This is a genomic window from Archaeoglobus sulfaticallidus PM70-1, assembly GCF_000385565.1.
Lineage (GTDB): Archaea > Halobacteriota > Archaeoglobi > Archaeoglobales > Archaeoglobaceae > Archaeoglobus_A > Archaeoglobus_A sulfaticallidus.
Genome location: NC_021169.1, coordinates 1,879,947 through 1,898,279, shown reverse-complemented (window position 1 = coordinate 1,898,279; position 18,333 = coordinate 1,879,947). Strand labels below are relative to the sequence as shown.

Here is an 18,333-nt window from a genome sequence, read left to right as displayed (position 1 = left end):
TTAATGATTTTTTAAACCCCCTTATTTCCATTGGAAGTGGAAAAATTTAATAGTGGTGGGTAGAGCTTAGTCTGACAGTCCAATCTGCTCGAATAAAGGTGGTGAAATGAGCGAAATCACAGAAATGCTGATACGAAGGGGATTTCTCTGGCAGTCATTTGAAATATATGGAGGTATGGCTGGTTTCTTTGATTACGGGCCTCTCGGGAACAACACGAGAAGGGCTATAGAGAACCTCTGGAGGAAGTATTTCGTCGTCAATGAGAGGGCGGTTGAGATAGATACACCAACGATAGGCATAGAAGAGGTATTCATCGCATCAGGACATGCGGAGTCGTTTACGGATGTGGCCATTGAGTGTGAGAACTGTGGGAAGATATTCAGGGCTGATCACTACATAAAGGAGAAGCTCGGAATAGAGGCTGATGAGACGATTGAGTCTGTTATGGAGATCCTTTCAGAATATGATCTCAAATGTGAATGTGGTGGAGATTTCAAGTCTCCTGAAAACTTCAATCTGATGTTCTCAACAACAATCGGTCCGGGAAGGGGCAAGAAGGGATATCTCCGCCCAGAGACCGCTCAGGGGATGTTTATAAACTTCAAGAGGCTGGCAGACTATTTCAGAAACAAACTCCCATTCGGTGTATGCCAGATTGGAAGAGCTTACAGGAATGAGATCAGTCCCAGACAGGGTGTGATCAGGCTTAGAGAGTTCAATCAGGCTGAGCTGGAGTATTTTGTTCATCCCAAGGAGAAGAAACATCCTGATTTTGATAAATACAGGAATTTCACGGTAACCCTTGTCGATAAATTCGATCAGGAGCATAACATAACCCTTGGCGAGGCTGTTGAGAGGGGGATAATAGCCCATGAACTCCTCGCCTACTTCATCGGCAAGACTGCCGATTTTCTCCTGAAAGCTGGGATAGATGAGAAGAGAATGAGGTTCAGGCAGCACAAGGATGACGAAAAAGCCCATTATGCAGTGGACTGCTGGGATGCAGAGGCATATACATCCTATGGCTGGATCGAGATAGTCGGTATAGCTGACAGAGGAGATTACGACCTCTCAAGGCACAGAAGGTACAGCAAGGAAGATCTCAGCGTTTTCGTATACTACGACGAGCCTGTGAAGGTTAAGGTCAGAAGGCTCATTCCGAATATGAAAAAGCTCGGCCCGGTTTTCAGGGAGAAGACGAAGAAGATTGCAGAGATGATCGAGAAATACGAGGGTGAGGTTGGTGACAGCATCGTACTGAATGTTGATGGTGAGGAAATGCGCATCGACAGCTCGTTCTTCGATTTCGAGGAGAAGGAAGAGTTAATCCATGGAGAGAGAGTGGTGCCAAATGTTATCGAACCGTCGTTTGGACTCGACAGGATAACCTATGCCATACTGGAGCATGCGTTCGATACGGATGTCGTTGATGGGGAGACAAGGAGAGTACTGAGACTGAAGAGGTGGATAGCTCCTGTCCAGGTTGCAGTTCTTCCCCTCCTCTCAAGGGAGCCTTTCACCAGCAAGGCTGAAGAGCTGACTGCAAAGTTGAAGGAGGCAGGGATTTTCACGGAGAAGGATGACTCTGGAAGCATCGGCAGGAGATACAGGAGGTATGACGAGATAGGTACACCTTTCTGCGTTACGATAGATCATCAAACCTTCGAGGACTCGACTATAACGATAAGGGACAGGGATACGACAAAGCAGATTAGAGTTGAAGTGGAGAAGCTTGTTGATGTGTTGAAGGAGCTTTTGAGTAGCGAGAGAGACATCTCGGAGTTTGGAGAGATTTTTAAGGAGTAATTTTAAGTACTTTTAATCATAATTTTATAAAATAAAATAGTAATTCAGTTGGTTAAGACAGTTAACCGTAAAAAATCTCAAACGGGCTCAAAAATTTTTAAGTTATTTTAGATTTATTCAGATTTAGATCTATTCAGACAAGATCCAGCACTAATTATCGGGCTCAAAGCTGGTTATGTTGGAAAAAATCAAAATTTAACAAGTAATAAGTGCTCCGGCCGGGATTTGAACCCGGGTCGCCGGCTCGAAAGGCCGGAATGATTGGCCGGGCTACACCACCGGAGCCTGTCATTGCATCTGACCGACTGGATTTAAAAATCTTGTGCAACCCTTGTGTAGTTTCTGCAACTGACAACACAACATTTTTTTAAATCCGAGATAGGGCTATTTCCATGCTCAGAGTTGCAACATTCAATGTGAACTCCATTCGATCGAGATTGCATATCGTTATCCCATGGATCAGGGAGCACAAACCCGACATTCTATGCCTGCAGGAAACAAAGGTAGCTGACAAGAACTTTCCCGAATCCGAGTTTCACAGAATCGGCTATCATGTTGTTTTTAGTGGCTCCAAGGGTAGAAATGGTGTGGCAATAGTCAGCAAAAAAGAGCCAGAGGAGTTCGACTCCGGGCTTGATGGTAATGACAGGGACAGGCTTTTGAGGGCTGTTATCGATGGAATAACAGTGATCAATATATATGCACCTCAGGGGCAGAGCTTGGATAGTCCAATGTTCAGGTACAAGCTCGACTGGTATAAAAGGTTTAAGAACTACCTTGAAAATCTCAATTTGAGCAATCACATCCTGATATGTGGAGATTTCAATGTCGCTCCAGAGGAGATAGATGTTCACAATCCAAAAAGGTTGAAGAATCATGTTTGCTTCCATGAAGATGTGAGAAAAGCCTTTAAAGAAATCCTGTCCCTCGGCTTTGTAGATATCTTCAGAAAACATCATCCGGATGACAGGCAGTACACTTTTTTCGACTACAGGGTGAGGAATGCTGTTGAAAAGGGACTAGGGTGGAGGGTTGATCACATCCTCGCAACAGAGTCCCTGGCTGAGAGGTCAGTGGATTGCTATATCGACATGAATTCGAGACTCAGGGAGAAACCATCCGATCACACAGTGCTTGTTGCGGACTTTGAGGTTTAGCATGCCATATGCGATATATTTATTAACTCACCCAGAATACAACTCTAATCAAGCTCATGAGGTGTTAGTTCATGAAGTCATGCTACGCATACATCAGAGAAGCGTGGAAAAATCCGAAAGGGAGTTATGTCGCTGAACTCATGTGGGTCAGGCTGCAGAAGTGGAGAAGGGATCCTGCGGTAGTGAGAGTTGAAAGACCAACCAGACTGGATAGAGCCAGAACGCTCGGATACAAGGCCAAGAGGGGAATAATCGTAGTCAGAGTTAGAGTGAGAAGGGGAGGAAGACATATAACGAGATTCAGAAAGGGCAGAAAAACCAAGAACATGCTCGTTAACAAGAGAACACCGAAGAAGAGTCTGCAGAGGATAGCGGAGGAGAGGGCAGCAAGAAAGTACAGAAACATGGAGGTTCTGAACTCCTACTGGGTTGGAGAGGATGGAAAGTACAAGTGGTTTGAGGTCATCCTTGTCGATAGGGACTCTCCAGATATAAAGGCTGACAAAGACCTTTCGTGGATATGCAGGCAGAAAGGAAGAGCATTTAGAGGGTTGACTTCTGCAGGAAAGAAGGGAAGAGGATTGAGAAACAGAGGAAGAGGGGCTGAAAAGGTAAGACCAAGCCTTAGGGCCAACTTCAGATCTTAATTTTTTGTTTTTTATGAGCAATGGTAGAATTGAGAGGATAGGTTTTTACGCTACTGTTCATTCAACCGAGGATCATGAAAAGGTAGCCTATGCAATATCCAATCTAATCCCTTTTGAGTTCGAGATTCAGGCATCTGATGCCGAAGGACACTTCGGAAACCCGATGATGTTTCTGGAAGTGGAGATTAAGAACAAAAGGAAGATAAAAGAGCTGTGGAACTACATAATGGACAGACTCGGAGATCAGAAAGAGTATCTCCTTGATGAGCTGGATCTCAGAATAGATGACGATGGAACACTGTACATGAGGTTTGATAAACAGGCAGCTTTTCTCGATGAGGTTAAGTTGATCCCGAGGGGTGATGGAATCATAATGAAAACAAAGCTGACAACCTTCCCTCTCAAGAGGGATAAGGTCATCGATTTTGCGAAAGAGTTGATAATCCATGGACTTTAAGATGGACTTTAAGAGCATAAAACCAGATTTGCTGAGATTTAAACCAAAAAGAGAGGAACTTGAGCTGATGGGATTTGACTCATGCCTGTTTCTTACAAAAGAGTTTGATGAAGATAGTGCTCTGGATTTTGCTTTTCCAGCCTATTTTATTGAGTGTGATGACACCAACTCTTTAAAAAAGGAGTTAAGAAAGGCCAGCAAGAGCTGGATAGTTGCAGTTAAGAGCAATAATGTTTCGGTTATAAGGGAAGCTATTTCGAGGAAGAAAGTTGATCTGATCGTTGATTCCTTTCACGTAATGGACTACATCTCGCTGAAGCTATGTGCTGAGAAGAATGTGGCGGTTGAGATACCGATGTACAGGTTTATCCACAGCAGAGGATACAGAAGGGCTAGGCTGATCGAGAGCATGATTAATGTCATTAAAATTGCAAAAAAACACTCGACAAACCTTGTTCTGAGTTCTGGAGCCGGTGAGTTTTGTGAGATGAGACATATTAAGCAGTTAAAAACTTTTTTTACCTATTTTGGAGCCGACTTTTCCAGAAGTCTGGAAAATTTGAGAGCGGTAATCAGAAGATACTACGACAGCGAGTATTTACTCGATGGTCTGGAGATCGTTAGTTGCTAACTCGAAATACTGTTAATGGGAAATCCGTTAAAGTTTATGCAAAATTTCAGGCGAGAAGGTGTATCAGTATCCCGGCAGCGGTGGCAGAGCCGATAACTCCGGCAACATTTGGCCCCATCGCATGCATGAGCAGGTGATTCTCCTTATCTTCTTCCAAGGCAAGTTTCTGAACGACTCTTGCCGACATTGGAACGGCTGAAACTCCAGCAGCACCTATCATCGGATTGACTTTTTCCTTTACAAACAGGTTCATTAGCTTGGCGAGAAGCACACCACCTGCTGTGGCTGTGGCAAATGCAAAAACACCAAGCAGCAAGATTAGAATGGTCTTTACTGTAAGAAAGCTCTCCGCCTTCATGGTGCTTCCAACCGTGAGTCCAAGAATTATTGTCATGATGTTCAGAAGTTCCTCACTCGCACCTTTTGCCAGCCTCTCAGTAACACCACTCTCCCTAAAGATGTTTCCTGCCATCAGCATGCCTATCAGCGGAAGGGCTGCAGGAACCAAAAGGCCTGTAATTATCATCGTCGCAATAGGGAAGATTATTTTCTCTGTCCTTGAAACTTTCCTCAAAGTCTTCATCCTGATTCTTCTTTCCTCTTTGGTCGTCAAGGCTTTGATTATCGGAGGCTGGATCAGTGGGACGAGAGACATGTAGCTGTAAGCCGCGATGGCCGTTGCTGCGAGCATGTGGGGTGCGAGGATGGTGGTAGTATAGATAGTTGTTGGTCCATCAGCCCCACCTATTATGCCGATGGATGCTGATTCCTGTGGTGTGAAATTGAGCAGCATCGCCATTATGAACGCACAGAAAATACCTATCTGAGCTGCAGCACCCAATAGAAATGTTTTGGGATTTGCTATCAACGGTCCGAAGTCGGTTAAGGCACCTATCCCGAGGAAGATCAGAAGAGGAACGATTTCCGTGCTTATAAGGTACTTCAAAAAGATTCCCAGTATTCCTCCATAACCCTCGATGTCCGCTATCCCGCCTTTCGGTATGTTGGCCAGTATGGCGCCAATACCGATCGGTACGAGGAGTAAAGGTTCCATCTCTTTCTTTATCCCAAGATAAATTAAGGCCAGGCCTATTAAGATCAAAACTGCATTTCCGGGAGTAAGTTCAGAGATCGCTGTGATGGAGAAAAAATCCATCAAGGCTCACCTACTCTATGACAACAAGCACATCTCCTGTATCGACTCTATCCCCGCTCTTGACTCTGATTTCCTTAACTATGCCATCAAACGGGCTCGTGATCTCGTTTTCCATCTTCATGGCTTCCAGTATCAGCACCGTATTTCCGGCGTTAACCTTATCGCCTTCTTTCACCAGAATTTTCATAACCGTCCCCGGTAGCATAGACTTGATCTCTCTTCTTCCAACATCTTTCTTTACTTCAACACTTCTCGCTTTTTCCTCTCTAACAACTATAGCTTCCGAATCCTTGAACTCAATTATATCATCCCTTATTGAGACAACAGCAGTTTTGTCGTTTATCTGAACCTTGTAAACATTATCATCAAGCTTTTCAACAAAAACATCGAACTCCTCATCATCTATGGCGATCTTAAAACCCTTCATAGCATCACCTGCTCAACTCTCGCGGTTTTCTTCCACTCTGATGGAGCCATAACATCAACAACCATCTCACGCCCACCCTCTTCCAGATGATATATTGCAGCTATGATGGCAAATTTCTCCTTTTCAGAGAACTTCTCTTGAGCTTTTTGATTTTCCTCAACTTTTTCTGTCTTTTCGAAGTTAAAAAAACCCATCAGCCATATGAATAGAGCCAGTAGCCCAAGTACTATAAAAACTCCGCTTATCCCCTCAGCTGAAATAGCCAACGCCTGAGTTAAGGACATTTGATTGTGAATGAACAAACATGTAATAAAATTTTTCTGTTTCGATTTTTGATTTGGTAGTGGATTGACCGAAGAAGAAATAAAATTAAAAGTGTGTTAGCCCTTTTTACTCCTGATCTCCTTCAGAATCTCCATCGCCCTGTCCATCCTGATCTTCCTTTCCCTAACCAGAACCTCAACAACCTTGTCTATCTCATCACCCTTTGCTCCAGCGGAGATGGCTATGTTCCTCGCATGGAGCGACATGTGTCCCCTCTGTATGCCCTCAGTTGCCAGAGCCCTCAAAGCAGCAAAGTTCTGGGCTAACCCAACTGCAGCAATTATTCTCGAAAGCTCGTCGGCACTCTTAACACCCAGTATCTTGAGGTTTATTTTGGCGAGAGGGTTGACAGAGGTTGAACCGCCTATAACTCCAACAGCCACAGGTACCTCAATAGTTCCAACAAGATCACCTTTGCTGTTCACCTCATAGGTTGTAAGGGGTTTGTATCCGTTCAACGAAGCATAGGCATGTGCTCCAGCCTCTATCGCTCTGAAGTCATTTCCCGTAGCGAGAACGACTGCAGAGATCCCGTTCATAATTCCCTTGTTGTGGGTCGCACACCTGAATGGATCTGCCAGGGCAAAGGCGTAGGCGTTCATGATGCCCTCCACAACCTCCTCTCCACCGATAGCATCCTTGTCAAAAATTGCATAGGCTCTAGCCAGTCTGTAAACTGCCAGATTTGATATGATTCTCAGATACACTCTCCCGCCAGTAATCTTCTCGATGAGGGGTGCAACAGCCTCAGCCATCGTGTTTACGGCATTCGCACCCATTGCATCCCTGACATCGACTATGAGGTGGATAATCAGCATCTTTCCTTTCATGGTGTCTATGACCCTTGCCTCGATGTCCTTGCAACCTCCTCCGAGGGATACAAGCATAGGATCCTGCTCGTTGGCTTTCTCTATTATTTCATCCTTGTGTGCCAGAACCTGAAGCCTCGCATAGTTAGGATTTGGGAGATTCGTGACTTGAACCTGCCCTATCATCAGCGGGCCGGTTGAAGATGTCCAGAATCCTCCCTTGACTCTCGCCATTTTCGCTGCATTGCTCGCTGCGGCAACAACACTAGGCTCTTCAATGACCATGGGGATGAGGTAATCCTTACCATCGATTAGAAAGTTTGTTGCAATACCTATTGGGAGTTCAAAGGTTCCGATAACATTCTCTATCATTCTGTCTGCAATATCTATCGATAAGCTTCCGGTTTTTTTCAGCAGTTCAGCTTCTTCATCGCTCAAACCGGAAAATTCTACAACTTTCTTCAACCGCTTCTCAATGGGTAATTTGTAAAAACCCTCAATTCTTGAAGATTTCTCGGATGCCATAATTCGAGATTCGAGATGTTTAATTTAAAGGTTTTTCTTGATTATGTTTCGGCCTCCTTTGGTTGAGCTAAAGGCAGTTAAAAATCGTTGGAGTTGATCAGTGCAAGCATGCATTGATGCAACAGTTGCCCTACCTGTCATCTCCCATGGGCTAATGGGTATTAGAAGAAAAACATCCCGTTTTTACCTGGGGTGAGAGGCTGAAGATAGACTGCAGGGTGGTTTAATGACGAGGAAACTTAGTTTCTTACGCTCCCGCCGGGATTCGAACCCGGGTCTGAGGTTCCGGAGACCTCGAGGATGTCCACCTACCCCACGGGAGCCAAGGCTACATAAAACTTCCTAGCTTAAAAGTATTTTTGTAATGGTATCCACGGAGATTAATCTCTTTTAATCTTTTTGACCTCTTCTCTAAGCAGGATTAAATCTCTTCTGATTTCAGCGTTTATCTTGAACACGACATCGGCAATAAATCCGAAGATGATAACCTGTATGCCTGCGATTATAAGTAAGGTCGTCAGTATGGCGAGCAGGCTGTGAGTTATCCTGTGAAACCATTCATAGACGACATAAATTCCGGTTATGAACCCCAAAAAAAGCATAATTAACCCAAAAGGGTACATGTGCCTGCCGGGACTGTATCTCGGGAGAAGATTGTATATTGTGGAAACTATCCTCCACCCATCTTTCAGCGGATTGAGCTTCGTTTTACCACCTCTCTTTCTGTACTCTATTGGTACCTCCACCATTCTGAAGCCCTTGGATATTGTTTCAACTGTCAGTTCGGTTTCAACCTCAAATCCTCTTTTCTGAAGCTCAACACTTTTGTATAACTCCTTTCTCAAAGCTCTATATCCAGAAAGGATATCGTACAGTTCAACTCCGTAAAAAAGTCTGAAAATAAAGTTTATGATCTTGTTTCCGAACAGATTCAGCCTGGTAAAAGCTCCTTTCTCATAGTTTTTTAGCCTATTGCCAACAACATGGTCGGCGACATCCTTAAAAATAGGATCTAAAAGTTTCTTTGCATCTTTTGCCGGATATGTGCCATCGCCATCAACAAGAATTATCACATCGCTATCCACCAGCTTGAAAGCCTCAGCTACAGCCTGTCCCTTTCCCTTTCCAGACTGCACCTCAACTTTTGCTCCCTTCTTTCTGGCGATCTCCCTTGTTCTGTCCGTGCTGTTGCCATCAATTACAAATATATTGTTAAAACCCTCTTTTTTGAACTCATCGATGGTATGTCCTATTGCCTCCTCCTCGTTGAGGGTTGGGATTATTACGCACACCCTGTCAAGATCCATCGGCTATACCTCAGATCCTCGTAACCTTCAGCATGCTCAGTACAGGAGCACCACCAATATCCTCAAGCCCCCTCTTATCGATAACAACACAGGCACATAACAGCTTGCCCTCTTTTTTGCTCACATACTCCGCAACCTCTCTGAGCGTGCTTCCCGTGGTGATGATATCATCAATTGCTATGCAGTTCTTTCTATCAACTTTAGCATAGTTCTCGCTCAGTGTTCCCGCAATCTCTCTCTCTTCATTTTCCCATTTCAGCTTTCTTGGATAGTATAAGGCCAGATCCGCGTTAAGCTCTTCGGCAATCATCGTTGCTATAGGTATTCCGCTGGTTGCGATACCTATCACGACCTCAATTTCATCCTCAATCACATCGAGAACCATATCTACAAGTGATTTCGCAATATTTCTCATTCTATATGGAGATTTTACGAAAGTTCTCCACTCGATATAGACATCTGATGGGGGGGAAATATCCTCAGTGGCTTTTGTGAGAAGCCAGAGTGCAGTCTCTCTTGAAACATTAAGCTCATCTGCTATCTCGCCTGTGGTTAGGCCTTTTTCCTTCAATCTCCTGGCCTTCTCAATCAGGCTTTCGATTCTCGTCATTCTCTTAACCTCCAAGTGATTTTTGTTGTCGAATATATTAAATCTTTATCTCGCATAGGCTGAATAAAAAATTGCTCAATCTAAAATTCGTATGCCTCCTCTTCCTCAAAGGTATACTTAATCGTCCTGAATCGGGATTTCAGTTCGATTACTCTCTCCCTCAGCTTTGCATCACTCTCATCTTTCATGAGCTTCAGGTAGAAGATATCGGCTATCTCTTCCATTTCATTTTCTTTCATACCAAGTCTGGTTAGCTCCTGAACCCCCAGCCTTATACCAGATGGGTTTGATGTTTTTTCCATGCTATCCCATGGGAGCAGGTTTTTGTTGAGCACTATGTTTATTCTCTCAAGCTCTCTCGCAACTTTTTCCCCACCACCAATCTTGCTCACATCAACAGCCACCTGATGTGATTCTGTAAATCCTCTGTTAGCTCCTACAACGTCAAATCCATAATTGTAGAGGGATTCCGCGAGCTTCTTTGCATTTCTCACAACATCTCTTGCATACTCTTTTCCGAACTCAAGCATCTCGATTACGGCAACAACATATCCTGCTAGTGTGTTCAGATGGTGGTTGCTCACAACACCCGGAAATACAGCCTTATCTACCTTATCTGCCAGTTCTTTTCTGGACAGGATTATCGCCCTCTGGGGGCCAAAGAATGTTTTATGGGTTGATCCCGTAACGATATCTGCACCCTCTCTCAGTGGATCCTGAAACTTCTTTCCCGCAATAAGACCAAGAACGTGGCTCGCATCGAACATAACCTTAGCAGAAATCTCACTCGCCAGTTCAGATATTTCCTTTACTGGCTGAGGGAAGAGAATAAGGCTTGAACCGAGAACAAAAAGCCTTGGTTTTTTCTCCATAGCAAGTTTTCTGGTTTCATCAACATCTATCTCCATCTCCTCGTTGTTGAACGGATAGTGGATAACATCAAGCCCTCTTATCCCAGCAGCAGAAATCGTATCATGGGATATGTGTCCACCACAGGGAACAGATAGCGACATTATCAGGTCTCCTGGATTTGTTAAAGCAAAAAATCCGGCTATGTTGGCTGTTACACCACTAATAGGCTGAACATTCGCATGTTCTGCATCGAACAACTTTTTTGTTAACTTTATTGCCATCTCCTCTATTTCATCGATATACGCACATCCCTGATAGAACCTCTCATTAACCTTTCCTTCTGCATATCTATGCCCCAAATCCGATGTATAGTACCTCCTGACAAAACTGCTCGTCAGGTTCTCACTTGCTATCATTGGCAATGAATTTCTGAAAAACTCGTGATGCTTCCTAACAATATCCTCAACTCTGCTCAAGAGCTTTTCAGATTCGAATTGTGAACCCATATTCATAGGGTATGATAGAGTTATTTAAGTATTTGGAATGATTAACAGGTTAGATGTATCGCGAGAATCGCATTCTTTCCCTCTGAAAGAGCTTTTTTAAATATTTCCACAGCAACTCTAGATTTTGCCACCTCTACTTCCGATCCCTTTTGTTTTATCAGGTTTATGACCTCTTCATCTATTTTCACAACCCCATGATAGCCTGTACCAAAAATCACAATATCCGAGTTTCTGTTAAGAATGTCATCTATATCTTCTTTCTGAACTCGGTGTCCTTCCTTTCTCCACCACCTCTTGTTGATTATACCTTCTCTGCCAAGAATTAAATCAGAGGTGTACAGCTTTTTGTCTATGTAGAGTTTGCCAAAATCGTATGCGAGCTCCATGAAAGTTTTTAGTTTGCTGAGCATATAAAATTGATTTTCCGATTTTGGTAGATCTAACTGGAAAAAAGTTAGAGTTAGGTTTTGATTGAGTTACACTAGAAGATCTTTTAGCTAACAACTTGGGATAGGTTCAGGATTCAATTTTTGATTTCAATCAAAAATTTAACAGATCGGACGATTGTAAATTTTTCCGCTAAATCCCCGAATTATATGGAACTGGCTGAAGTTGTTTCCAAAAACCCTGTACAACGCTCAATTGGCTATCTCTGAGTTTAAACTTACGCAAACTATATATAGTAATTCATACCCACTCATCTTGGTGATCCCCATGGCGAGTGAGATAAGGGAGATCGCCCAGAGGTTCGAGAGGGTTGGTGCTCATTCTCACATCAGAGGTCTGGGTCTTGATGATAATTTAAGGGCGAAGGATGTTGCAGAGGGTCTGGTTGGGCAGAAGAAGGCGAGAGAGGCTGCTGGAGTTATAGTCAGATTGATCAAGTCTGGCAAAATGGCTGGAAGGGGCATACTGATGGCAGGCCCACCGGGAACCGGAAAGACAGCCATTGCAGTTGCAATAAGCAAGGAACTCGGCAAGGACATCCCGTTTGTGCAGACAAGCGCATCGGAGTTCTACAGTGCTGAGATGAAAAAAACTGAAGCGTTAATTCAGTCGATGAGGAAGGCTATCGGTGTCAGGATAAGGGAGACGAGGACAGTTTTGGAGGGAGAGGTTACGGGCTTGGACTACAACATGGTTCCCAACCCGTACAACCCAACCCAGAAGATCCCGGAGTCTGCGACACTCACTCTGAGTACTAAAGATGAGACCAGAACATTCAGCGTTAGTGGCAGAATGGCCCTGCAGTTTCTGCAGTATGGTATTCAGGTTGGAGACGTTATAATGATAGACAAGGAGACCGGCAGAATCTCGATAATCGGCAGGAGTGAGAAGGCGAGCAAGAAATATGATCTTGGTGGAAGCGATGTGGTTGAGGTTCCGTCAGGGAAGGTGGAGAAAGAAAGGGAGTTCACCTATGTTGTTACCCTGCACGACCTAGATGAAGCGAATGCTAGAAGGACTTCGATATTCAGCCTGTTCACATCTCAGTCGAGAGAGATCGACAGCGAGGTCAGGGAGGCTGTGGATGAGCAGGTTAAGAAGTGGGTCGAGGAAGGAAGGGCTGAGCTGGTTCCGGGAGTGCTGTTTATAGATGAGACGCATCTGATGGACATAGAGCTTTTTGCATTCATGAACAGGGCCATGGAGTCTGAGATGGCGCCCATCATAATTCTGGCTTCGAACAGAGGGTTCTCCAAGATAAGAGGAACCGACCTTGTCGCTCCCCATGGTATCCCGCTTGATCTCCTTGACAGATTGCTGATCATAACCACCGAGCCATACAAGAGGGATGAGATCAAGACAATTCTCGAGATCAGGGCTGCAGAGTCTGGAATAATGCTCAGCGATGATGCCCTCGAGAAGCTGACGGATATTGGTGCTGAGAACAGCATGAGGTATGCTGTACAGCTACTGGCTCCCGCCCATGAGTTCGCGAAGCTGAGAGAAGCTAAGAAGGTTGAGGTTGAGGATGTAGAAAGAGCAGCAGAAATATTCGCGGATGTCACCCAGAGTTCAGCATATCTCAAGAAGTGGGAAGAGAGGCTGATCTCTGCCTGAGCTGTTTAACTCACAAAATTTTTTAAACCACCTGCCAACTCTTAAAGATGCAGCAGATCTCAAAGCTCAAGCTCTATCTAATGCTGAAGCTTGCTGGTTTCAGAGTTAGAAAGCTTTTCACACCTTACGGCGAGATTTTTATAGCAAAGAGAGCTGGAAATTCGATATGTGTGGCTACAGGCAATACAATTCCTCTTGCAGAAATAAAAATTGAGTTCCGTCCGCAGAAAAGGAATATTATTCTGACAAACTCTGAAGGTATGAGCAAATACGAGACGATGAATCTTGAGGAATTCATATCTTTTCTCACTGGTTTTAAAGAAAACATTGATGAGAGATGTAAAGAAATTGTGGATTTTGATGTTGTTGACGAGTTCATAGGTTCATACAGAGATCAGACCAAGGCCGTAGCTATCCTAAACTCCGCATTGCTGATGTACATCTACGGTGAATTCCCAGAAGTTTATGTACACACGAAAGAATTCCGGCAGAGGTTAGAGATAAAGCCGGACATTGCAATGCTTGAAGAGTTGAAGAACTTAGGCATGGCCTATTCCCATCCAAAAGAGCGAAATGTTCCGGCAAGAATGAATTATCTTACCGAAGACGGAAGAGATCTGGCAAGGGAGTTTCTTTACCGAAAGATTGATGTGAATAGAGATGAACTCAACAGAATAGTTGATAAAATCGGAAGGAAAGAGGTTTTTCTGATATGCTGCGGAACGATCGGAAAGAGCGGTATGAGTTTGGAGGTCAGGCAGCCGGATTCAGATCTCTCGGTCAAATATGGCGACAGATATTCTTTGATTCCCATGTTGCACATAAGAAGATTCGACTTCGAGAAGCTGAAGGAGATCTATACGAAATTCCAGCTTTTCTCAAGGTTTATGGCAGATTTTGTTATATATGATGAATCAGTCAGGCTGTTCAGTGAACTTGAAAAAATCGGACTTGCTTCAAAGGTAAGAAAGTTCTCGAAGCTGGGTGTTGAGATCGGAGAGTTCTACAAGGCACCGCTCGAACTCTGCGAGTATCTGATGGACATCTGCTATTTCGATGTGCCAGAAAACGTGATCGACTCATTTATGAACGCTTTTGCATCTCTGTGTTTGCAGAAAAGTGATCTTGCTGGAGAGAGAAGGCTGAGAGAGCTGTTTATGGCCATGGATGAAGATTTTGATAGGGTATCTATGGTGGAGAACCCGAGCATCGAGATTTCAGAGCTTGTGAGCAGGATTTTGGGATGAACTGGCTAAAGGAATTAAGGGTTAAAAAGTTAAATGAACAGCTTCACTTTAACTTCCTTGAAATCCCTGTAGTACTCGACTATCTCGTCTCCCTCAACGAATGGGATACCTCTCTCTTCAGCATATTCAATTGCTTTCTCCTTTGACAGCGCCTTTCCAGTTTCTGCATCGAGCATCTCGCATATCGCAACAGCCGGAGATATGCCAGCCATCTCTGCAAGAGCCACACTGAGTTCGGTCTGTCCAACCCTGTCGTATGTTAGATTCACAGCAGCTCTGAGTAGAGCAACATGTCCGGGGGATCTGAACTCGCTGGCGAAGTCGAACTCACCGTTGGTCATTACCATATCAACAACCTCTCCAACCCTTCTGATCGTTAGCGCCCTGTCTATATCGGTAATCCCTGTAAAGGTATCCCTGTGGTTTACCCAGACGGCAAATGACGATCTGGAATCGTACTTTATATCATTTCTGCTGAGTGATAAGAGATATGGCATCTTTTCCCCAGCAGCAGCCAGTACGTCATGCATGAAAGGAATCTGAAGCTTATCCGCAGCGATAGGATGGATCGCGACACATATCAACCCTCCACCATCGATTCTCATCATCGCAACATCCTGATGGCTTACATTGACGGCAGGGATTGCTATATCCGTCTCACCCTCTCTATGGTCGAAATCATAGATCAGTACTGGCTCTCCTCTCCTAAAAGCTTTTAAAGCTTCATCAATCATAGAAACACCTCCACTTCTACAAAATCGCCGTCTTTCAGGCCAAGTTTATCTCTCAACTTCACAGGAGCTATAACCTCCAGTATATCCTTCGGATAATGGGTTCTTTGCGGGAGAACTATAGCTCCTTCATAATCCCCAATTTTACATTTAAATGCCTTAACTTCTCCAAAAGTTCTATCCTCTGTTTTGAAGCCATGAATTATTATTCCATCCTCTTCATCTATTCGTCTTCGCAGATAAGCCTGTTCTTTCGGAAGTTTAAGGTTGAGCGTTCCAGGATATGGATCAAAACCGAGTTTCTCTCTGAACTGCTTCCTATATCCGTCCAAGGAAACATAGTATCTTCCTTCGCCTATACCGCTCATGACCTTTCCACGAATAAAAATCTCCTCGACACTCTCAAAAATCTTCTTGTAGTCCAGATATTCCTTATAAAGCAGCTTCTCACCATTTTCCGTGATGACTATGTATTGTCCATCCTTATCAATTGTTCTCAGTATGTATCCGTTTTCTTCAAGCTCCTTCAGCTTCCTTGCAGCCGTTTGAAAACTCTGACCTATTTTGTCTGCAAGCTCTTTTGAGCTTATCTTTACAACCCTTTTGTGGGCATCCATCAGTGCGAGCAGTTTGAGGATCTCGATCATCTTAAGATTGAGATATTTCTCACAAACCATATAAATTTTTTGGAAGCTTCTCAAAAATGTTAAGGATTAATCATTTTCAAGACTAAAGCTACAATCCATCCACAGTCACCATCTGTCAAATTCTGCTGGTGGTTATTCTCGATAACTTTAATACAAAAACTATATGGTCATTACCAAATCACATCTCAGCCAACCTCAACACCTTCTTATCCCTGGAACTCCCAGCATAACAGCCACTTCCTCTGTTTTTTCTTTTTCATATTCTCCTCAGATAGTCTATTATTATACCACTCAACAAACTCCTCGACAGGACCAAGCAAGTGGAGCCTCTACTCTTCCAAAAGCATGACTGAGATCTGGTTGAATAAAGGCTTTATATTTTTATAAGACAATATATTAATAAAAAATATTAATATATTTTTATTCAGAAACTTCTTCTCCGGTTCTTATTTTCACGGATTTTTCCACAGGCAAAACGAATATCCTTCCATCTCCGTATTTGCCGGTTCTGGCTGAACTCGTGATGATATCTATGATCCTGTCAACATCCTTGTCTTCGGCAACGATCTCAATTTTCGTCTTCTGCAGGAAGTCAACATCAACTTCCCTACCCCTGAACTGAAGCTTTATCCCCTTCTGCTCTCCCCTTCCCTTGACTTCTGTGACAGTCATAGCAACATATCCACTCTCTTCCAGAGCTTTCTTTACACATTCAAGCTTTTCAGGTCTTATTATCGCCTCAATCTTCTTCATACTCTCACATCCTCATGTTGTTCAGGATGTTCAGGCATATGCAACCTCTTCGTGCTGCGACACATCCAGCCCGACATACTCTTCCTCGTTGCTGACTCTCAGTCCAAATACTGCATCAACTATCTTCGCAAGCACATAGGACACCACGAAAGCATAGATGACGGTGGCAATTACAGCAATGATCTGGGCTTTCAGCAATGATACACTGCCATTGATCAATCCAGCGAACTCGTTTATCGAAGTTGTGGCGAAGATCCCAACGGCTAAGCTGCCCCACAATCCACCTATGCCGTGTATTGCCCAGGCATCCAGGCTCTCATCTATCTGTTTCTTTATCCTGAAGTCCATTGCCAGATAGCAGATTATACCGGAAACGAGACCGATTATAATTGCTCCTTTGACATCAACGAATCCTGCAGCAGGAGTTATCGCAGCCAGTCCGGCAATCGCCCCACTGACGATCCCGAGGCTTCCGGGCTTGCCCTTGATCCATCCGATGATCATCCACACAGCTCCAGCTACCGCAGCAGATGTGTTTGTGACGACTATCGCATTTGCAGCAAGGCCATTTGCAGCTAAAGCACTCCCTCCATTGAACCCGAACCATCCAAACCAGAGCAGGGCTGCGCCAAGCAAAGTCATAGGAATGTTGTGCGGCTCTATGTTGTACTCACCGAAGCCTCCTCTTTTACCAACAACAAACGCTAAAGCGAGAGCAGCAAATCCAGAGCTGATGTGGACAACCATCCCTCCAGCAAAGTCCAGTGCTCCAAGCTTAGCTAACCAGCCGTTACCCCAGAGCCAGTGTGCGAACGGTGCATAAACGAGAGTTATCCACAGGATACCGAAAATTATGAAGGATGAAAGCTTTACTCTCTCTGCAACAGCAGATGTCAAAATTGCAAGGGTTATAACCGCAAACATCATCTGATAGATAACAAAAACCAAATGGGGTATCGTCATTCCATCCAGTGGATCAAATCCAACCTTTTCCAAGAACGCGTAGCTGAGATCTCCAGTAAACCCTGCAACATCGCTGCCAAATGCCAGTGAGTATGCATAGGCAACCCAGATTATGCTGACAACCACTAAGCAAACGAAGCTCAATGCGATCATGTTTACTGCATTCTTCTTTCTGACCATTCCAGCATAAAACAACCCCACTCCGGGAGTCATCAGCATGACCAATGCCGTTGATACCAGTATCCAGGCAGTATCTCCGCTATCCATGTCGCTCAGAAATTCCGAGTTGTTTTAAAATATTTTTAACAAAAACTCATAAAGATTCACAAATCTTCATAAATCACTATTTGATTCTAAAGTTTTTTGAAAATATAAATGATTAGGATTTGATCTCCCCCGTTCGTATTCTTATGGATCTCTCTACTGGTAAAACGAATATCTTTCCATCTCCGTACTTTCCTGTCCTCGCATTTTGTATTATCGTGTTTATGATCTCTTCGACATCTTCATCATCAGCCACGATCTCGATTTTGATCTTTGGGAGCATATCCACGTCCATGATCCTTCCTCTGAACTGAAGCTTTATCCCCTTCTGCTCTCCCCTTCCCTTGACTTCTGTGATAGTCATAGCAACATATCCACTCTCTTCCAGAGCTTTCTTTACACATTCAAGCTTTTCAGGTCTTATTATCGCCTCAATCTTCTTCATACTC

The 18,333-nt window shown here is 44.0% G+C and carries 20 protein-coding genes and 2 tRNA genes; 7 read left to right on the top strand and 15 right to left on the bottom strand.

From position 1 onward, the window contains the following. Positions 1–106 precede the first annotated feature (106 nt). Complete coding sequence (glyS, locus tag ASULF_RS10210; RefSeq protein WP_015591650.1) at positions 107–1,807, top strand: glycine--tRNA ligase; 1,701 nt, start codon at positions 107–109, stop codon at positions 1,805–1,807. A gap of 210 nt (positions 1,808–2,017) precedes the next feature. Here the strand turns inward: glyS and ASULF_RS10205 are convergent. After that, positions 2,018–2,092 (bottom strand) — tRNA-Glu (locus ASULF_RS10205). A gap of 107 nt (positions 2,093–2,199) precedes the next feature. On the opposite strand from ASULF_RS10205, the gene xth reads away from it, so the two are divergent. The 4 genes from xth to ASULF_RS10185 all read left to right on the top strand — a co-directional run bounded on the left by xth (position 2,200) and on the right by ASULF_RS10185 (position 4,699). Then, positions 2,200–2,964, top strand: coding sequence for an exodeoxyribonuclease III (gene xth, locus ASULF_RS10200; protein WP_015591649.1), 765 nt, complete (start codon positions 2,200–2,202; stop codon positions 2,962–2,964). 71 nt (positions 2,965–3,035) lie between these two features. Further along, positions 3,036–3,611: a 50S ribosomal protein L15e gene (locus ASULF_RS10195; protein WP_015591648.1), complete on the top strand. Its 576-nt coding sequence runs from the start codon at positions 3,036–3,038 to the stop codon at positions 3,609–3,611. 13 nt (positions 3,612–3,624) lie between these two features. Continuing rightward, entirely contained in the window at positions 3,625–4,068 is a 444-nt protein-coding gene (locus tag ASULF_RS10190) for an RNA-binding domain-containing protein (protein ID WP_015591647.1), read from the top strand. Next, positions 4,058–4,699: an RNase P subunit p30 family protein gene (locus ASULF_RS10185; protein WP_015591646.1), complete on the top strand. Its 642-nt coding sequence runs from the start codon at positions 4,058–4,060 to the stop codon at positions 4,697–4,699. Before ASULF_RS10190 ends, ASULF_RS10185 begins: the two co-directional genes overlap by 11 nt. Before the next feature lie 46 nt (positions 4,700–4,745). Here ASULF_RS10185 and ASULF_RS10180 read toward each other — a convergent pair whose 3' ends face one another. The 9 genes from ASULF_RS10180 to ASULF_RS10140 form a co-directional block, all read right to left on the bottom strand. Continuing rightward, complete coding sequence (locus ASULF_RS10180) at positions 4,746–5,855, bottom strand: sodium ion-translocating decarboxylase subunit beta (RefSeq protein WP_015591645.1); 1,110 nt, start codon at positions 5,853–5,855, stop codon at positions 4,746–4,748. Positions 5,856–5,865: 10 nt separating this feature from the next. Continuing rightward, positions 5,866–6,282 carry a biotin/lipoyl-containing protein gene (locus ASULF_RS10175; protein WP_015591644.1) on the bottom strand — a complete coding sequence of 139 codons (417 nt, stop codon included), beginning with the start codon at positions 6,280–6,282 and terminating at the stop codon, positions 5,866–5,868. Then, positions 6,279–6,566 carry an OadG family protein gene (locus tag ASULF_RS10170; RefSeq protein WP_015591643.1) on the bottom strand — a complete coding sequence of 96 codons (288 nt, stop codon included), beginning with the start codon at positions 6,564–6,566 and terminating at the stop codon, positions 6,279–6,281. The genes ASULF_RS10175 and ASULF_RS10170 overlap by 4 nt, the downstream gene beginning before the upstream one ends. Before the next feature lie 96 nt (positions 6,567–6,662). Beyond that, positions 6,663–7,940, bottom strand: coding sequence for a hydroxymethylglutaryl-CoA reductase, degradative (locus ASULF_RS10165; RefSeq protein WP_015591642.1), 1,278 nt, complete (start codon positions 7,938–7,940; stop codon positions 6,663–6,665). Positions 7,941–8,190: 250 nt separating this feature from the next. Next, positions 8,191–8,263: transfer RNA gene (locus ASULF_RS10160), tRNA-Arg, on the bottom strand. Between the two features lie 57 nt (positions 8,264–8,320). Further along, the gene (gene aglJ / locus ASULF_RS10155) at positions 8,321–9,247 is read right to left on the bottom strand and encodes an S-layer glycoprotein N-glycosyltransferase AglJ (RefSeq protein WP_015591641.1); all 927 of its coding nucleotides are present in this window, start codon (positions 9,245–9,247) and stop codon (positions 8,321–8,323) included. Positions 9,248–9,257: 10 nt separating this feature from the next. After that, the gene (locus ASULF_RS10150; protein WP_015591640.1) at positions 9,258–9,857 is read right to left on the bottom strand and encodes an orotate phosphoribosyltransferase-like protein; all 600 of its coding nucleotides are present in this window, start codon (positions 9,855–9,857) and stop codon (positions 9,258–9,260) included. A gap of 80 nt (positions 9,858–9,937) precedes the next feature. Then, on the bottom strand, positions 9,938–11,215 hold the full coding sequence (glyA, locus tag ASULF_RS10145; protein WP_015591639.1) for a serine hydroxymethyltransferase: 1,278 nt from the start codon (positions 11,213–11,215) through the stop codon (positions 9,938–9,940). A gap of 41 nt (positions 11,216–11,256) precedes the next feature. After that, complete coding sequence (locus ASULF_RS10140) at positions 11,257–11,601, bottom strand: Mth938-like domain-containing protein (RefSeq protein ID WP_015591638.1); 345 nt, start codon at positions 11,599–11,601, stop codon at positions 11,257–11,259. Between the two features lie 328 nt (positions 11,602–11,929). Here ASULF_RS10140 and ASULF_RS10135 point away from each other — a divergent pair, with 328 nt between their 5' ends. Together ASULF_RS10135 and ASULF_RS10130 are read left to right on the top strand one after the other, a co-directional pair. Further along, a complete protein-coding gene (locus ASULF_RS10135) occupies positions 11,930–13,279 on the top strand; it encodes a RuvB-like helicase (RefSeq protein ID WP_015591637.1) in 1,350 nt (449 codons plus the stop codon). A gap of 47 nt (positions 13,280–13,326) precedes the next feature. After that, entirely contained in the window at positions 13,327–14,526 is a 1,200-nt protein-coding gene (locus ASULF_RS10130) for a hypothetical protein (RefSeq protein WP_015591636.1), read from the top strand. Positions 14,527–14,555: 29 nt separating this feature from the next. Here the strand turns inward: ASULF_RS10130 and ribB are convergent, their stop codons facing one another. The 5 genes from ribB to ASULF_RS10105 form a co-directional block, all read right to left on the bottom strand. Then, positions 14,556–15,260: a 3,4-dihydroxy-2-butanone-4-phosphate synthase gene (gene ribB / locus ASULF_RS10125; protein ID WP_015591635.1), complete on the bottom strand. Its 705-nt coding sequence runs from the start codon at positions 15,258–15,260 to the stop codon at positions 14,556–14,558. Further along, on the bottom strand, positions 15,257–15,904 hold the full coding sequence (locus tag ASULF_RS10120; RefSeq protein ID WP_048098400.1) for a winged helix-turn-helix domain-containing protein/riboflavin kinase: 648 nt from the start codon (positions 15,902–15,904) through the stop codon (positions 15,257–15,259). Before ASULF_RS10120 ends, ribB begins: the two co-directional genes overlap by 4 nt. A gap of 420 nt (positions 15,905–16,324) precedes the next feature. After that, on the bottom strand, positions 16,325–16,657 hold the full coding sequence (locus ASULF_RS10115; protein ID WP_015591633.1) for a P-II family nitrogen regulator: 333 nt from the start codon (positions 16,655–16,657) through the stop codon (positions 16,325–16,327). 30 nt (positions 16,658–16,687) lie between these two features. Continuing rightward, the gene (locus tag ASULF_RS10110) at positions 16,688–17,887 is read right to left on the bottom strand and encodes an ammonium transporter (RefSeq protein WP_015591632.1); all 1,200 of its coding nucleotides are present in this window, start codon (positions 17,885–17,887) and stop codon (positions 16,688–16,690) included. Between the two features lie 112 nt (positions 17,888–17,999). Then, the gene (locus tag ASULF_RS10105; protein ID WP_015591631.1) at positions 18,000–18,329 is read right to left on the bottom strand and encodes a P-II family nitrogen regulator; all 330 of its coding nucleotides are present in this window, start codon (positions 18,327–18,329) and stop codon (positions 18,000–18,002) included. Between the last annotated feature and the right edge of the window lie 4 nt (positions 18,330–18,333).

What these genes read in the sequence shown, in the direction of transcription:
- ASULF_RS10105 (WP_015591631.1), bottom strand. Translation starts at nt 18,329, where the DNA reads ATGAAGAAGATTGAGGCGATAATAAGACCTGAAAAGCTTGAATGTGTA.
- ribB (WP_015591635.1), bottom strand. Translation starts at nt 15,260, where the DNA reads ATGATTGATGAAGCTTTAAAAGCTTTTAGGAGAGGAGAGCCAGTACTG.
- xth (WP_015591649.1), top strand. Translation starts at nt 2,200, where the DNA reads ATGCTCAGAGTTGCAACATTCAATGTGAACTCCATTCGATCGAGATTG.
- aglJ (WP_015591641.1), bottom strand. Translation starts at nt 9,247, where the DNA reads ATGGATCTTGACAGGGTGTGCGTAATAATCCCAACCCTCAACGAGGAG.
- glyA (WP_015591639.1), bottom strand. Translation starts at nt 11,215, where the DNA reads ATGGGTTCACAATTCGAATCTGAAAAGCTCTTGAGCAGAGTTGAGGAT.
- ASULF_RS10150 (WP_015591640.1), bottom strand. Translation starts at nt 9,857, where the DNA reads ATGACGAGAATCGAAAGCCTGATTGAGAAGGCCAGGAGATTGAAGGAA.
- ASULF_RS10195 (WP_015591648.1), top strand. Translation starts at nt 3,036, where the DNA reads ATGAAGTCATGCTACGCATACATCAGAGAAGCGTGGAAAAATCCGAAA.
- ASULF_RS10180 (WP_015591645.1), bottom strand. Translation starts at nt 5,855, where the DNA reads ATGGATTTTTTCTCCATCACAGCGATCTCTGAACTTACTCCCGGAAAT.
- ASULF_RS10185 (WP_015591646.1), top strand. Translation starts at nt 4,058, where the DNA reads ATGGACTTTAAGATGGACTTTAAGAGCATAAAACCAGATTTGCTGAGA.
- ASULF_RS10115 (WP_015591633.1), bottom strand. Translation starts at nt 16,657, where the DNA reads ATGAAGAAGATTGAGGCGATAATAAGACCTGAAAAGCTTGAATGTGTA.
- ASULF_RS10140 (WP_015591638.1), bottom strand. Translation starts at nt 11,601, where the DNA reads ATGGAGCTCGCATACGATTTTGGCAAACTCTACATAGACAAAAAGCTG.
- ASULF_RS10165 (WP_015591642.1), bottom strand. Translation starts at nt 7,940, where the DNA reads ATGGCATCCGAGAAATCTTCAAGAATTGAGGGTTTTTACAAATTACCC.
- ASULF_RS10190 (WP_015591647.1), top strand. Translation starts at nt 3,625, where the DNA reads ATGAGCAATGGTAGAATTGAGAGGATAGGTTTTTACGCTACTGTTCAT.
- ASULF_RS10120 (WP_048098400.1), bottom strand. Translation starts at nt 15,904, where the DNA reads ATGATCGAGATCCTCAAACTGCTCGCACTGATGGATGCCCACAAAAGG.
- glyS (WP_015591650.1), top strand. Translation starts at nt 107, where the DNA reads ATGAGCGAAATCACAGAAATGCTGATACGAAGGGGATTTCTCTGGCAG.
- ASULF_RS10135 (WP_015591637.1), top strand. Translation starts at nt 11,930, where the DNA reads ATGGCGAGTGAGATAAGGGAGATCGCCCAGAGGTTCGAGAGGGTTGGT.
- ASULF_RS10170 (WP_015591643.1), bottom strand. Translation starts at nt 6,566, where the DNA reads ATGTCCTTAACTCAGGCGTTGGCTATTTCAGCTGAGGGGATAAGCGGA.
- ASULF_RS10175 (WP_015591644.1), bottom strand. Translation starts at nt 6,282, where the DNA reads ATGAAGGGTTTTAAGATCGCCATAGATGATGAGGAGTTCGATGTTTTT.
- ASULF_RS10110 (WP_015591632.1), bottom strand. Translation starts at nt 17,887, where the DNA reads ATGGATAGCGGAGATACTGCCTGGATACTGGTATCAACGGCATTGGTC.
- ASULF_RS10130 (WP_015591636.1), top strand. Translation starts at nt 13,327, where the DNA reads ATGCAGCAGATCTCAAAGCTCAAGCTCTATCTAATGCTGAAGCTTGCT.